General features: G+C 71.5%; 14 protein-coding genes. 5 read left to right on the top strand and 9 right to left on the bottom strand.

Features of this window, described 5'->3' with window-relative positions; genetic code table 11:
* Window positions 1-11: 11 nt before the first annotated feature.
* The 4 genes from PSQ21_RS20815 to PSQ21_RS20800 are packed head-to-tail and all read right to left on the bottom strand — an operon-like array spanning window position 12 to window position 2,991.
* Window positions 12-1,334: an NADH-quinone oxidoreductase subunit D gene (locus PSQ21_RS20815; RefSeq protein ID WP_097871324.1), complete on the bottom strand. Its 1,323-nt coding sequence runs from the start codon at window positions 1,332-1,334 to the stop codon at window positions 12-14.
* Window positions 1,334-2,062: an NADH-quinone oxidoreductase subunit C gene (locus PSQ21_RS20810; protein WP_274032129.1), complete on the bottom strand. Its 729-nt coding sequence runs from the start codon at window positions 2,060-2,062 to the stop codon at window positions 1,334-1,336. The genes PSQ21_RS20815 and PSQ21_RS20810 overlap by 1 nt, the downstream gene beginning before the upstream one ends.
* Window positions 2,059-2,613: a NuoB/complex I 20 kDa subunit family protein gene (locus PSQ21_RS20805; protein ID WP_018490715.1), complete on the bottom strand. Its 555-nt coding sequence runs from the start codon at window positions 2,611-2,613 to the stop codon at window positions 2,059-2,061. Before PSQ21_RS20805 ends, PSQ21_RS20810 begins: the two co-directional genes overlap by 4 nt.
* Before the next feature lie 18 nt (window positions 2,614-2,631).
* The gene (locus PSQ21_RS20800; RefSeq protein WP_003967084.1) at window positions 2,632-2,991 is read right to left on the bottom strand and encodes an NADH-quinone oxidoreductase subunit A; all 360 of its coding nucleotides are present in this window, start codon (window positions 2,989-2,991) and stop codon (window positions 2,632-2,634) included.
* Window positions 2,992-3,837: 846 nt separating this feature from the next.
* Here PSQ21_RS20800 and PSQ21_RS20795 point away from each other — a divergent pair.
* Window positions 3,838-4,692, top strand: coding sequence for a C40 family peptidase (locus PSQ21_RS20795; protein ID WP_274032128.1), 855 nt, complete (start codon window positions 3,838-3,840; stop codon window positions 4,690-4,692).
* 17 nt (window positions 4,693-4,709) lie between these two features.
* On the opposite strand, the gene PSQ21_RS20790 is transcribed toward PSQ21_RS20795, so the two are convergent.
* The 3 genes from PSQ21_RS20790 to PSQ21_RS20780 form a co-directional block, all read right to left on the bottom strand.
* Entirely contained in the window at window positions 4,710-5,900 is a 1,191-nt protein-coding gene (locus tag PSQ21_RS20790; protein ID WP_274032127.1) for a Cmx/CmrA family chloramphenicol efflux MFS transporter, read from the bottom strand.
* Window positions 5,901-6,327: 427 nt separating this feature from the next.
* On the bottom strand, window positions 6,328-6,543 hold the full coding sequence (locus tag PSQ21_RS20785) for a hypothetical protein (RefSeq protein WP_274032126.1): 216 nt from the start codon (window positions 6,541-6,543) through the stop codon (window positions 6,328-6,330).
* A 243-nt stretch (window positions 6,544-6,786) separates the two neighbouring features.
* Entirely contained in the window at window positions 6,787-7,524 is a 738-nt protein-coding gene (locus PSQ21_RS20780) for a phosphodiesterase (RefSeq protein ID WP_274032125.1), read from the bottom strand.
* Between the two features lie 115 nt (window positions 7,525-7,639).
* On the opposite strand from PSQ21_RS20780, the gene PSQ21_RS20775 reads away from it, so the two are divergent.
* Together PSQ21_RS20775 and PSQ21_RS20770 are read left to right on the top strand one after the other, a co-directional pair.
* Window positions 7,640-8,263, top strand: coding sequence for a CGNR zinc finger domain-containing protein (locus PSQ21_RS20775; protein ID WP_274035865.1), 624 nt, complete (start codon window positions 7,640-7,642; stop codon window positions 8,261-8,263).
* A gap of 240 nt (window positions 8,264-8,503) precedes the next feature.
* Window positions 8,504-9,775: an MFS transporter gene (locus PSQ21_RS20770; protein ID WP_274032124.1), complete on the top strand. Its 1,272-nt coding sequence runs from the start codon at window positions 8,504-8,506 to the stop codon at window positions 9,773-9,775.
* Here the strand turns inward: PSQ21_RS20770 and PSQ21_RS20765 are convergent.
* Complete coding sequence (locus PSQ21_RS20765; RefSeq protein WP_274032123.1) at window positions 9,741-11,024, bottom strand: geranylgeranyl reductase family protein; 1,284 nt, start codon at window positions 11,022-11,024, stop codon at window positions 9,741-9,743. The genes PSQ21_RS20770 and PSQ21_RS20765 overlap by 35 nt on opposite strands.
* A 97-nt stretch (window positions 11,025-11,121) precedes the next feature.
* Between PSQ21_RS20765 and PSQ21_RS20760 the strand changes: the two genes are divergently transcribed.
* Window positions 11,122-11,649: a GNAT family N-acetyltransferase gene (locus PSQ21_RS20760; protein ID WP_274032122.1), complete on the top strand. Its 528-nt coding sequence runs from the start codon at window positions 11,122-11,124 to the stop codon at window positions 11,647-11,649.
* A 22-nt stretch (window positions 11,650-11,671) separates the two neighbouring features.
* On the opposite strand, the gene PSQ21_RS20755 is transcribed toward PSQ21_RS20760, so the two are convergent.
* Window positions 11,672-12,364, bottom strand: a complete 693-nt coding sequence (locus PSQ21_RS20755) for a demethylmenaquinone methyltransferase (RefSeq protein ID WP_274032121.1) — start codon at window positions 12,362-12,364, stop codon at window positions 11,672-11,674.
* Between the two features lie 207 nt (window positions 12,365-12,571).
* Here PSQ21_RS20755 and PSQ21_RS20750 point away from each other — a divergent pair, with 207 nt between their 5' ends.
* Window positions 12,572-13,081, top strand: a complete 510-nt coding sequence (locus PSQ21_RS20750; RefSeq protein ID WP_274035864.1) for a SigE family RNA polymerase sigma factor — start codon at window positions 12,572-12,574, stop codon at window positions 13,079-13,081.
* The last annotated feature ends 6 nt before the right edge of the window (window positions 13,082-13,087 follow it).

Raw genomic sequence — 13,087 nt, 5'->3', positions numbered from 1 at the left:
GCGTGATGTGGTCACCGGTCGACGCCTCCCATCACGGGGTCGATGGACGCGACGGCGACGATGACGTCGGCGACCTGGCCGCCTTCGCACATCGCCGCCATGGCCTGCAGGTTGGTGAAGGACGGGTCGCGGAAGTGGACCCGGTAGGGGCGGGTGCCGCCGTCGGAGACGACGTGGACGCCGAGTTCGCCCTTGGGGGACTCGACGGCGGTGTACGTCTGTCCGGCCGGGACCCGGAAGCCCTCGGTCACCAGCTTGAAGTGGTGGATCAGGGCTTCCATGGAGGTGCCCATGATGTTCCGGATGTGGTCGAGCGAGTTGCCGAGACCGTCGGGGCCCATGGCGAGCTGGGCGGGCCAGGCGATCTTCTTGTCGGCGACCATGACCGGCCCGGGCTCCAGGCGGTCGATGCACTGCTCGATGATGCGCAGCGACTGGCGCATCTCCTCCAGGCGGATGAGGAAGCGTCCGTAGGAGTCGCAGGTGTCGGCGGTCGGGACCTCGAAGTCGTAGGTCTCGTAGCCGCAGTAGGGGTCGCTCTTGCGCAGGTCGTGCGGGAGTCCGGCGGAGCGCAGCACCGGGCCGGTGGCGCCGAGCGCCATGCAGCCGGTGAGGTCGAGGTAGCCGACGTCCTTCATCCGGGCCTTGAAGATGGGGTTGCCGGTGGCGAGCTTGTCGTACTCCGGCAGGTTCTTCTTCATGGTCTTGATGAACTCGCGCAGCTGGTCGACCGCGCCCGGGGGCAGGTCCTGGGCGAGGCCGCCGGGCCGGACGAACGCGTGGTTCATCCGCAGGCCGGTGAAGAGCTCGAAGAGGTCGAGAACCAGTTCACGATCGCGGAAGCCGTAGATCATGATCGTGGTCGCGCCCAGCTCCATGCCGCCGGTGGCGATGCACACCAGGTGCGAGGCGAGCCGGTTGAGCTCCATCAGCAGGACGCGCAGGACGGTGGCCCGGTCGGGGATCTGGTCCTCGATGCCGAGGAGCTTCTCGACGCCCAGGCAGTACGCCGTCTCGTTGAAGAACGGCGTCAGGTAGTCCATCCGCGTGACGTAGGTGGTGCCCTGCGTCCAGTTGCGGAATTCGAGGTTCTTCTCGATGCCGGTGTGGAGGTAGCCGATGCCGCAGCGGGCCTCGGTGACGGTCTCGCCGTCGATCTCCAGGATGAGGCGCAGCACGCCGTGCGTGGACGGGTGCTGGGGGCCCATGTTGACGATGATGCGCTCGTCGTCGGACTTCACCGCGGATTCGACGACCTCGTCCCAGTCGCCGCCGGTGACTGTATATACAGTCCCCTCGGTCGTGGCACGGGGTGTCGCGTGGGGAGTGGTCATCAGGAGTACGACCTCCGCTGGTCCGGAGCCGGGATCTGGGCGCCCTTGTACTCGACGGCGATGCCGCCGAGGGGGTAGTCCTTGCGCTGCGGGAAGCCCTGCCAGTCGTCCGGCATCATGATCCGGGTCAGGGCCGGGTGCCCGTCGAAGACGAGCCCGAAGAAGTCGTAGGCCTCGCGCTCGTGCCAGTCGTTGGTCGGGTAGACCTCGACGAGCGACGGGATGTGCGGGTCGCTGTCCGGGGCGGACACCTCCAGCCGGATCAGCCGGCCGTGGGTGAGGGAGCGCAGGTGGTAGACGGCGTGCAGCTCGCGGCCCTTGTCGCCCAGGAAGTGGACGCCGCTCACGCCCGTACAGAGTTCGAAGCGCAGCGCGGGGTCGTCGCGCAGGGTGCGGGCGACCTGGACCAGGTGCTCGCGGGCGATGTGGAAGGTCAGCTCGTCGCGGTCGACGACCGTCTTCTCGATGGCGTGGGAGGGGAGCAGGTCCTGTTCCTCCAGGGCCCCTTCGAGCTCGTCGGCCACCTCGTCGAACCAGCCGCCGTACGGCCGGGAGGCGGCTCCCGGAAGGGTGACGGTGCGGATGAGGCCGCCGTAGCCGGAGGTGTCGCCGCCGTTGTTCGCGCCGAACATGCCCTTGCGGACGCGGATGACCTCGCCGCCGGTGTCGCGCGGGGCGGGTACGGCGTCGCCGTTCCGCTCGCCGTTCGCGTCGGAGTTCTCGGTCACCGCAGCAGCCCCTTCATCTCGATCAGGGGCAGTGCCTTGAGGGCCGCTTCCTCCGCCTCGCGGGCGGCCTCCTCCGCGTTGACCCCGAGTTTCCCGTCCTGGATCTTCTGGTGGAGCTTGAGGATGGCGTCCAGCAGCATCTCGGGGCGCGGCGGACAACCCGGCAGATAGATATCGACCGGGACAATGTGATCAACACCCTGCACAATGGCGTAATTGTTGAACATCCCACCCGATGACGCACAAACTCCCATGGAGATGACCCACTTGGGATTCGGCATCTGGTCGTAGACCTGCCGCAGGACGGGCGCCATCTTCTGGCTCACCCGCCCCGCGACGATCATCAGGTCAGCCTGTCGCGGCGATCCGCGGAAGACCTCCATCCCGAACCGGGCCAGGTCGTAGCGGCCCGCGCCGGTCGTCATCATCTCGATGGCGCAGCAGGCCAGTCCGAACGTGGCCGGGAAGACGGACGACTTCCGCACCCAGCCCGCGGCCTGCTCGACCGTGGTCAGAACGAAGCCGCTCGGCAGTTTCTCTTCGAGTCCCATGGTGTGCCCCTCAGCCCCTCAGTCCCATTCCAGGCCGCCCCGACGCCACACATACGCGTAGGCGACGAAGACGGTGAGCACGAAGAGCAGCATCTCCACGAGCCCGAAGATCCCGAGGGCGTCGAAGGAGACCGCCCAGGGATAGAGGAAGACGATCTCGATGTCGAAGACGATGAAAAGCATCGCCGTCAGGTAGTACTTGATCGGGAAGCGGCCGCCTCCGGCGGGAGTCGGGGTGGGTTCGATACCGCACTCGTACGCTTCGAGCTTTGCCCGGTTGTACCGCTTGGGGCCGATAAGCGTGGCCATGACCACGGAGAAGATCGCAAACCCTGCCCCGAGGGCGCCGAGCACGAGGATGGGCGCGTAGGCATTCACGCTCCTCGCTCCTTCCAGTCGTCCTTGACCTGTGGACCGCATCGGGCGACCGGCTCGCCACCTCACCAAGATCGTGCACATGTGAGGCAGTTCACAAGCCCGACTGCCCCGCATCCTATGCCCGCCCCCCTGTGATCTGCGACACGGGGTACGACAACGGCTTTGTGATCTCCACCACCTGACGAACGATCATGAAGTCGTATCAGCGGTGATCTTCGTACGCGAAGCGGCCGAGTGATCACGAGACGTGACATTCACCGGTGTTACCGCTGGTCAAAGGCGTGCTGCGCTATCAATCGACAGCCCCTACAAGCAAATTGGCGATGGACTGCCGTGAGGTGATATGGGCGTCGGCCGAGGCCTGCGGCCAACCCGGACGGGGGTGGCGAGGACCGATGGGGACATGTGCACGCATTCACGAAGTTCCGGATCGCGCACCCGGAGGCCGCCCGTCCGCCCCCTCCACCCGAAGACCGCCCCGCCCGGCCGGCCGCCCGGCACGCGAGCGGAGCCGCCACTTCCGCCGACGGGGCGACCGCGGGCGGCCACGCGGAACACGGCCGCGAGGGTTGCCCGCCCCGGCGACCTCACGCCGTGACCTGCGCCACACGGCACGGCGCCCCGGAAAACCGGGCTTGGCCATCGGTGTGAACGGATGGTAAGCGACGGGCAATTCGGGCGTATTGCCGAAAGGCAGTGATCACGGGCCTGATGACGGCTGCCCGATTTGCCCGTTACGGCGTCAATAAAGGCGCCCGGAAAGCGGATTCACAGATTCCGAACGTAACTGTGTCGCAACACACGTTTCTTGATGGGACCCCTACAGCCCTGATAGCGCTAGTACCCATGTCCCACACCGCTCACATACCCAGCCACCGGAAGCCCCGTCAGAGCGCCTCGAAGTCGGCGCTGCGAGCCGGAGTTGCCGGTGGCGTCCTCAGCACCATCGCGGTCGCGGGTGCCGCCGGTCCGGCCCAGGCCGAGCCGGTGACCCAGACGATCGAGATGCCCACGATCACGTCCGGCTTCTCCACCGCTGTGGCCGCCTCCGCTCAGGCCACGCAGCAGGTCGCCCTCGACCTGGAGACGCGGGCCTACGAGGACGCCGCGGCCGAGAAGGCCGCGAAGACGGCCAAGAAGGCCCACGCCGAGGCCGTCCGCAAGGCCGAGGCCGAGAAGAAGGCCGAAGCCGCCGCCAAGGCGAAGGCCGAGGCCGAGGCCAAGGAGCGCGCCGAGCGCGCCTCCCGGACCTCCGAGCGCACGACGCTCAGCGCTTCCTCCGGTTCCTCGAACTCCTCGGACTCCTCGGGCAGCTCGGCCTCCGCCCCCTCCTCCTCGAACGTGAGCGGCTCCGCCGCCTCCATCGTGGCGTTCGCCAAGGCCCAGGTCGGTGACGCGTACGTGTCCGGCGGCACCGGCCCCAACGCGTGGGACTGCTCGGGTCTGGTCCAGGCCGCGTACCGCACGGCGGGCATCGACCTGCCGCGCGTCTCGCAGTCCCAGTCGACCTTCGGCACCCAGGTCTCCCTGAACAACCTCCAGCCCGGCGACATCCTCTACTGGGGCAGCGCGGGCAGCGCCTACCACGTCGCGATCTACGTCGGCGGCGGCCAGTTCGTCGGTGCGCAGAACTCCAGCACCGGTACGGTGCAGCGCTCCATGGACTACGACCGGCCGACCGGCGCGGTCCGCGTTCTCTGACGCACCGGCGTCCGGGGTCACCGGACAGCCGCTGAGGGCCGCCGCTCCCCCGCTCGGGGGCGGCGGCCCTTCGCCGTCGTCGCGGCGACGAGCAGGGCCGCCGCCATCAGCAGGGCGCTCACCCAGACCGGCGCCCGGTAGCCGAACCCGGCGTCCAGGGCCAGGCCGCCCGCCCACGGGCCCACCGTCGCCCCCAGGTTGAACGCAGTCGTCGAGAAGGCCCCGGCCAGCGTCGGGGCCCCGGACGCCAGGCCCAGGACCCGGGTGATCAGAGCGGTGCCCGTACCGAAGGCGAGCATGCCGAGGAGCGGGATCAGCGCCAGGGCGAGCGCCGGGCGGCCCGCCGCCAGGGCGAGGGCCGCCCAGCCGAGGGCGAGGGCCGTCATGCCCGTGGCGACGACGGCGACCGGGCGGGCGTCGGCGAACCGGCCCGCCACCGTGACCCCGGCGAAGGAGCCCGCCCCGAAGAGCGCCAGGGCCACCGGCACCCACCCCGCGCCCAGCCCCGTCTCCCGGGTGAGGAGCGGCTCCAGGTAGGAGAACGTGCAGAAGGTCGCCCCCTGCACCAGCGCCATCGTGAGCAGGACCGGCCGCAGCCGGGGCCCGGTCAGCGCCCGCAGTTCGTGCCGTACGGGTACGGGTGCGGCGGCCGGGTCCGTACCCCGGCCGCCCGGGATGGAGCGCAGGACCGCGAGGACGGCGGGCAGCGAGACGATCGCGACCGCCCAGAAGGCCGACCGCCACCCCCACCGCTCCCCCATCACCGCACCGGCCGGTACGCCCACCACGCAGGCGATCGTCACGCCGCCGACCACCACGGCGGTGGCCCGGCCCTTCAGCCGGTCCGGGACCATCGAGACGGCCGTGGTCAGCGCGACCGCCCAGAAGCCCGCGTTGGCGAGGGCCCCGACGAAGCGGGTCGCGAGGAGAACCCCGTAACTCGGGGTGAGAGCGCCGACGACGTGGACGGCGACGAAGACCGCGAGGAAGAGGAGCAGGGCGCGTCGGCGGGGCCAGGTGCGGCTGAAGAGCGCCATCAGGGGTGCGCCGACGACCATCCCGACGGCGAAGGCGGAGGTGAGGAGGCCGGCGGCGGAGAGGGAGACGTCGAGGTCGGCGGCGATGCCGGAGACGAGCCCGGACAGCATGAATTCGGAGGTGCCCTGGGCGAAGACAGCGAGCCCGAGGACGTAGACGGCGATTGGCATGGGTGAGTAGCCCCTTGGACGGAACCGTCGGGTGGACAGACAGACCGGGTGCGGGGATGCGGGCCGCGCGGACGTCCGCCGGTGGCCCGGCGGGGCGGCGCGGAGAAGTGCCCGGCGGTGATCGGCCGGTGGCACGGAGAGGTGCCCGGCGGTGACAATCGGCCGGTGGCACGAACCTCGCGTACGGCGGTGCTTCAGCGCGTGCGCGAGAGGGAACGGCCCGAACCCGCGGTGAGCCGAGGGGGCGTGCGGCCGTGGTGAAGGGGGCCGGTGACCCGTGGGGTCAGCCGGCGACGCTCAGCACGAACACGGCCACCGGCGCACCGGTGGCCGGAGTCTGTCGGACTCGGGGCCGGCCATGAGATGAGGCTACCGTCCGGGCGGCGCGGCCTCCAGCGGTTTTACGGGCCGGGGGCCGTCGTCGGGATCAGCGGCGGCGGGGGCGGCGGTTGGTCCGCTCCGGCTCCCTGGCCGAGGTGGTGGGCGCGGGCGGCGCGTCGTACGGGGCGTCGAAGTCCTCGTCGTCGTCCGTCGCGGTCGGGTCCACGGCGAAGCGGGGCTCCAGGAAGAGGCCGTGGTGCTGGGGCGTGGCGGCGGCCGATTCCGGACGTTCGGAGTTCCGGGGCAGGGAGGCGGTGGTCATGGCTGTCTGTCCTTGGGGTCGAGCAGCGCTGTATCGGCTTGTTCCGTACCCCGCTGGCCTGCGTTCGGTGTGAGCGTGCGTCAAGAAGAGCGGCGCGCGCCGCGTGCCGCCGCTACGGGCGGGGGCGGGTGCCGGCCGGTCCGGACTGCCGACGACCGGGGGGCGCGCAAATCATCGCACACGATCACCTGGGGAGTTGAGGATTAACTCCCCGGGTGATCGGGGCGCCGGGATCCGGGGGGCTCAGAGGACGACACGGAAGTGCGTGGTCAGCCGGCGGTCCTCGCCCAGGACGTGGAACGCCAGGCCCGGCGGCTGGTCCCGGTCCGCCGGGCGGTCGCCCTCCCAGGGCAGGCGCAGGGTCCAGGTGACGGCGGGTCCGACGATCAGGGGGCGGCCGCCGAAGACCGAGGCGGCGGCCGTGTGGGCGTGCCCGGTGAGGACGGCGACGACCCGCGGGTGGGCGGCGAGCAGGGCGGCGAGCCGCTCGGGCTCCTGGAGCATCCCGGCGTCCGGCAGCGGGTGGTGGAGTTCGACGGGCGGCTGGTGGAAGGCGATCAGCGCGGGGACGCCGTCGGGCAGCCCGGCGAGCGTGGCGTCGATCCAGGCCAGGGTCTCGGTGTCGAGGCGCCCCTCGTCGCGGCCGGGGATCGTGGAGTCGCACATCAGGATGGCGGTTCCGGCGATGTGGTGGACCCGGTTGACGGGCGCGGTGTCCGGGGCCTCGCCGAGGAACGCCTTGCGGTAGGCGGGGCGGGCGTCGTGGTTGCCCGGGCAGGCGAGGACGGGGAACGGCGCGTCGAGCAGGCGTACCGCCTCCTCGTACTCGGCCTCGGTCGCGTGGTCGGCGATGTCCCCGGTGACCAGCAGCGCGTCGACGGGGCGGGGCAGGGCCCGCAGATGGTCCATGACGCGGACCGCCCGCCGTGTCGCGCGTTCGCCGCCGTCCAGGTGCAGATCGCTGATCTGGGCGAGCAACATGAGCAACCCCTCCCCCGCCTAACGCTTATTCTCATTCTTCCATTAGGACTCTAGGGTGGGGAGCGCAGACGTTCAAGAGGCGCGAGGGGAGCGGCCGGTGACCGAGCGGCCCGTCATGGAACTGGCAGGCACCATCCGCCACGACGGGGCCGGCGGCGTCCTCGACGACCTCGACACGGTCGAGGGGGCGGCCCGGTGGATCCGCCGTCAGGCCGGACTGCTGGACTCCCTGACTCCGGCCGGAGAACCCGGAGCCACCACGGAGCCCGGCGTCGACGAGCAGCTCAGGGAGGCGGTCGTCGGCGTACGGCGGGCCGTACGGGCCCTGTTCGCGCGGGTGGTCAGCCCGGCCCCGCCCAGCCCGGCCGACGCCCACCGCCTGATGCCCGCCGACGAGGCCCTGGCCCTCCTCAACGCGGCCGCCGCCCGGGAGCCCGTGGCCCCCCAGCTGCACTGGCCCGCCGAAGGTCCCCCGGCGGCCGTCCTGTTGTCGGCCGAGGACGATCCGGGCGTACGACTGGTCGCGGCACTGGCGCGCGATGCCGTCGACTTCCTGAGCGGGCCGCAGCGCGAGCGGCTGCGGGCCTGCCACGCGCCGCGCTGCGTACGGTATTTCGTCAGCGGCCACGGGCGGCAGGAGTGGTGCAAGCCGTCCTGCGGCAACCGGGCCCGGGTGGCCCGCCACTACGAGCGCACGCGCGGAGCGGCGTCCGCCGAGGCACCTCCCCGCACCGCCTGACACACGGCGGCCCGCCCCGGCCCCCGCCCTGCCCGGCGCCTTCATTGGCCCAGTCACAGAGCTTCCCAATGGCCCACGGTCAGGGCCATTGGCTCCCCTAGATTCGAAGCCGAACGCAGATGGCTGCCCACGCCGGGCCTCCGGTCGGGCCGGAGCGGGACGGGCCGGGACGGGACGGGGCGGAACAGGATGAGGCCGAACGGGGCGGGGCGGAACAAGGCTGTGCGGAACGGGGTGGTCGTGTCCGCGCGAAGGGCTCCCGCCGCCGGTCCGGCGCGCGGTCTGGCCCTGGCCCAGTTGGTCAACTCAACGGGCGACGGAGCCTATTACGTCTGCTCCGCACTGTACTTCTCGCAGGTGGTCGGCCTCTCGGCCGCGGAGATCGGGCTTGGTCTGACGGTCGCGTGGGGCGTGGGAGCGGTCGCCGGGGTGCCGATCGGACACCTCGCCGACCGTCACGGGCCGCGGCGGACGGCCATCGGGCTGGCCCTCGCCACGGCGGTCTCCGTGACCGCCTTCCTCGCGGTGCGGTCCTTTCTCCCGTTCGTCCTGGCGGCCTGCGCCTACGCGACCGCGCAGTGCGGGCTCGCCGCCGCCCGGCAGTCGCTGCTGGCCGGGCTCGTGGACCGGGACGGGCGGACAGCCGTGCTCGCCCGTCTCCAGTCGGCCCTCAACGCGGGCCTGGCGCTGGGGGCGGCTCTCGGCGGAGTGGCCCTGCATGTCGGTACGGCCGGCGCCTATCTCGCCGCCCTGGCCCTGGACGCCGCCGCGTTCGTGGGGTGCGCGCTGCTCCTCGCGCGCCTTCCGGAGCCGGCTCGCGCCGGCCGGAGCGCACCGGAGCGCGGCACCGGTCCGAGCGTCCTGCGGGACCGGCCGTACGCGCTCGTCGCCCTCCTCAACATGATCATGCTGCTCCGGATGCCGCTGATCAGCCTGGCCATCCCGCTCTGGATCGCCGGACGCACCGCCGCCCCCGGCTGGACCGTTTCGGCGCTCCTGGTGCTCAACACCGGTGCCGTGATGCTCTTCCAGGTCCGCGCGGCGTCCGTCGTACGTGATCTGCCGAGCGCCGTACGCACCGTGCGGAGCGGCGGGGCCTTGATGCTGTCCTCCTGCGCGGCCTTCGCGTGCACCGCGCTCGACGCGCCGCTGTGGGCGCTGTTCGCGGTCCTGCTGCTCGCCGCCGGGCTTCAGGTGTGGGGCGAGATGCGGCAGTCGGCGGGGGCCTGGCAGATCAGCTTCGAGCTGGCCCCGGCGGGGCGGCAGGGGCAGTACCAGGGCCTCTTCGGGGCGGGGGTCCCCGTGGCGAGGATGCTCGGGCCCCTGGTGCTGACCGCGCTGATCCTCTCCTGGGGTGTCCCCGGCTGGCTGCTGCTCGGGGTGCTGTTCCTCGCGGCGGGCCTGGGCATGGGCCCGGCGGTGCGGTGGGCGGAGCGGAGCCGCCCGACCGCACCGGGGCACGTCCCGGACGGCCTCGTCAGGCCTTCGGGGCCACCTTCGACAGGCCGTTGATGATGCGGTCCATCGCGTCGCCGCCCTGCGGGTCGGTCAGGTTGGCCAGCATCTTCAGGGTGAACTTCATCAGCAGCGGGTGGGTCAGGCCGCGCTGGGTGGCGAGCTTCATGATCTTCGGGTTGCCGATCAGCTTCACGAAGGCGCGGCCCATCGTGTAGTAGCCGCCGTAGGTCTCCTTGAGCACCTTCGGGTAGTTGTTCAGGGCCAGTTCGCGCTGGGCGGGGGTGGCGCGGGCGTGGGCCTGGACGATGACGTCGGCCGCGATCTGGCCCGACTCCATGGCGTACGCGATGCCTTCGCCGTTGAACGGGTTGACCATGCCGCCCGCGTCGCCGACGAGGAGGAGGCCCTTGGTGTAGTGCGGCTGGCGGTTGAAGGCCATCGGGAGGGCCGCGCCGCGGATCGGCATCGTCATGTTGTCCGGGGTGTAGCCCCAGTCCTCCGGCATCGAGGCGCACCAGGCCTTGAGGACCTCGCGCCAGTCCAGCTCCTTGAAGGCGGAGGAGGAGTTGAGGATGCCGAGGCCCACGTTGGAGGTGCCGTCGCCCATGCCGAAGATCCAGCCGTAGCCGGGCAGCAGGCGGTCCTCGGCGCCGCGCTTGTCCCACAGCTCCAGCCAGGACTCCAGGTAGTCGTCGTCGTGGCGGGGCGAGGTGAAGTAGGTCCGCACGGCGACGCCCATCGGGCGCTTCTCGTCGCGGTGCAGGCCCATCGCCAGGGACAGCCGGGTGGAGTTGCCGTCGGCGGCGACGACGAGCGGGGCGTGGAAGGTGACCGGGGTCTTCTCCTCGCCGATCTTCGCCTCGACGCCGGTGATGCGGCCGGTGCGCTCGTCCCTGATGGGCGCGCCCACGTTGCAGCGCTCGTACAGCCGGGCGCCGGCCTTCTGCGCCTGCCGGGCCAGTTGCTCGTCGAAGTCGTCACGCTTGCGGACCAGACCGTAGTCCGGGTAGGAGGCGAGGTCCGGCCAGTCCAGCTGGAGCCGTACGCCGCCGCCGATGATGCGCAGGCCCTTGTTGCGCAGCCAGCCCGCCTCCTCGGAGATGTCGATCCCCATGGAGACGAGTTGCTTCGTGGCGCGGGGCGTGAGCCCGTCGCCGCAGACCTTCTCCCGGGGGAAGGCGGTCTTCTCCAGGAGCAGGACGTCGAGTCCGGCCTTGGCGAGGTAGTAGGCGGTCGTGGAGCCGGCTGGGCCCGCTCCGACGACGATCACGTCCGCGCTGTGCTCGGAGAGGGGCTCGGTCACGGTCGGATCTCCCGAAGACTCGAATTCGCGTGCCGCGCGGCACATGACCCGTGCAGTCTATGGGGGCCTGCGAACCGACCCTCCGAAGGGCTCCCTCATGTCGACAGCACCCGTCACCCCGCCTGCTTCGGCCCCCGCCGTCCATCTCCGTGTTCCGACCGACGAGGACGCCCTGTCCTGGCACCGCGTCTTCGACGACCCGGGTGTGATGGAGTTCTTCGGCGGGCGGAGCGCGGAGCTGTCCGCGTACGAGGAGCTCACCGCCCGCCAGCGGCGGCACGACGCGGAGCTGGGCTACTGCCTGTGGACCGTCACGGACGAGGAGGACACCGTCCTCGGCTTCACCGGGGCGCAGCCGTGGCCGCACACGCACTACGGGCCGGTCGGCGCGACCGAGATCGGCTGGCGGCTGGGGCGCCCGGCGTGGGGGCGGGGGTACGCCACCACCGCGGCCCGCACCACCCTGGAGCGGCTGCGGGCGGCCGGGGTGGGCGAGGTCGTCGCGATGATCCACTCCCGTAACGCCCGGTCGGCGGCGGTCGCGGAACGGCTCGGGATGCGGCGGGCCGAGTCGTACGCCACGCCGCGCGGGCAGGAGGCGTACTGCTTCCGGCTGGAGCTCTGACCCCCGGGCCGTTACGGCAGCGTCAGGCGCGGGTGGCCCGGTGCAGGGCCACCACGCCGCCGGTCAGGTTGCGCCACGCCACGTTCGACCAGCCCGCCTTCTGGAGCAGTGCGGCGAGGGCGGGCTGGTCGGGCCAGTCCCGGATCGACTCGGCGAGGTAGACGTAGGCGTCCGGGTTGGAGGACACCGCGCGGGCGGCCGGCGGGATCGCCCGCATCAGGTACTCCGTGTAGACCGTGCGGAACGGGGTCCAGGTCGGCTGGGAGAACTCGCAGATCACGACGCGTCCGCCGGGCTTCGTCACCCGGTACAGCTCGCGCAGCGCGACCTCGGTGTCCTGGATGTTGCGCAGCCCGAAGGAGATCGTGACGGTGTCGAACGTGCCGTCCTTGAACGGCAGCCTCATGCCGTCGCCCGCGGTGAACGGCATCCAGGGGTGGCGCTCCTTGCCGACCCTGAGCATGCCGAGCGAGAAGTCGCACGGCACGACGTAGGCGCCCGCCCGCACGAAGGGCTGCGAGGAGGTCGCCGTACCGGCCGCCAGGTCCAGGATCTTCTGCGCGGGGCGGGCGTCGACCGCCCGGGCGACCGCCTTGCGCCACAGCCGGGCCTGGCCGAGCGAGATCACGTCGTTGGTGAGGTCGTAGTTGGCCGCCACACCGTCGAACATCGAGGCGACTTCGTGCGGCTGCTTTTCCAGGGAGGCTCGGGTCACCCCTCCATTCAAGCAGCCCGGCCACGGGAATCGGCGGGGGCGGTCTCCCGGTCCCGCACCGCCCTCGAACTGATCTTCACTTCTCTTCAACCTTTTCGGCGCCCGGGTGCTCTGTAAGGGGTGGGAGTCCGCCCCGGGGCGGACTCCGGGGGAGCACGGAAGCGCGAGGAGAGGGGAGGGCGGATGCCGGCAGGGGCTGAGCCCGCCATGGCCGACGGCGAGGTCGCCGCGTTCGAGGCGTACGCCAGGGCCGGGCAGCGCCGGCTGTACCGGACGGCCTACCTGCTGTGCGGAGACGTCGAGGGCGCGCAAGACCTGACGCAGACGACGCTCGCCAAGCTGTTCCAGCACTGGCGGAGGGCGAGCCGGGCGGACAACCTCGACGCCTACGCCAAGACCGTGCTCGTCCGGACCTTCGTGGCCGAGCGCCGCCGCACCGTGCGCGATCTGCTCGCCCACAACCGCAACGCCCCCCGCCCGCACCCCAATCCCGCGCCGGGCGCCGATCTCCGGGTCACGCTGCTCGCCCTGCTCGCCGAACTGCCGCCCCGGGCCCGGGCGATGGTCGTCCTGCGCTACTGGGACGACCTGAGCGTGGAGACCGTGGCCTCGCTGCTGCGGTGCAGCGAGTCCACGGTGAAGAGCCAGTGCTCGCGTTCGCTCGTCCGACTGCGCGCCCGGATGGGCGACGTCCAGCTCTACTCCACCGGAAGCTGAGGGCCG

This window comes from Streptomyces sp. MMBL 11-1, from assembly GCF_028622875.1.
Taxonomy (GTDB): domain Bacteria; phylum Actinomycetota; class Actinomycetes; order Streptomycetales; family Streptomycetaceae; genus Streptomyces.
The sequence above is the reverse complement of the archived record's forward strand: the minus strand, read 5'-3'. Positions and strand labels throughout refer to the sequence as shown.

Excerpts from the sequence above, each read along its gene's own strand:
- PSQ21_RS20815 (WP_097871324.1), bottom strand. The coding sequence starts at position 1,334 with ATGACCACTCCCCACGCGACACCCCGTGCCACGACCGAGGGGACTGTA.
- PSQ21_RS20805 (WP_018490715.1), bottom strand. The coding sequence starts at position 2,613 with ATGGGACTCGAAGAGAAACTGCCGAGCGGCTTCGTTCTGACCACGGTC.
- PSQ21_RS20795 (WP_274032128.1), top strand. The coding sequence starts at position 3,838 with ATGTCCCACACCGCTCACATACCCAGCCACCGGAAGCCCCGTCAGAGC.
- PSQ21_RS20790 (WP_274032127.1), bottom strand. The coding sequence starts at position 5,900 with ATGCCAATCGCCGTCTACGTCCTCGGGCTCGCTGTCTTCGCCCAGGGC.
- PSQ21_RS20785 (WP_274032126.1), bottom strand. The coding sequence starts at position 6,543 with ATGACCACCGCCTCCCTGCCCCGGAACTCCGAACGTCCGGAATCGGCC.
- PSQ21_RS20780 (WP_274032125.1), bottom strand. The coding sequence starts at position 7,524 with ATGTTGCTCGCCCAGATCAGCGATCTGCACCTGGACGGCGGCGAACGC.
- PSQ21_RS20775 (WP_274035865.1), top strand. The coding sequence starts at position 7,640 with ATGGAACTGGCAGGCACCATCCGCCACGACGGGGCCGGCGGCGTCCTC.
- PSQ21_RS20760 (WP_274032122.1), top strand. The coding sequence starts at position 11,122 with ATGTCGACAGCACCCGTCACCCCGCCTGCTTCGGCCCCCGCCGTCCAT.
- PSQ21_RS20750 (WP_274035864.1), top strand. The coding sequence starts at position 12,572 with ATGGCCGACGGCGAGGTCGCCGCGTTCGAGGCGTACGCCAGGGCCGGG.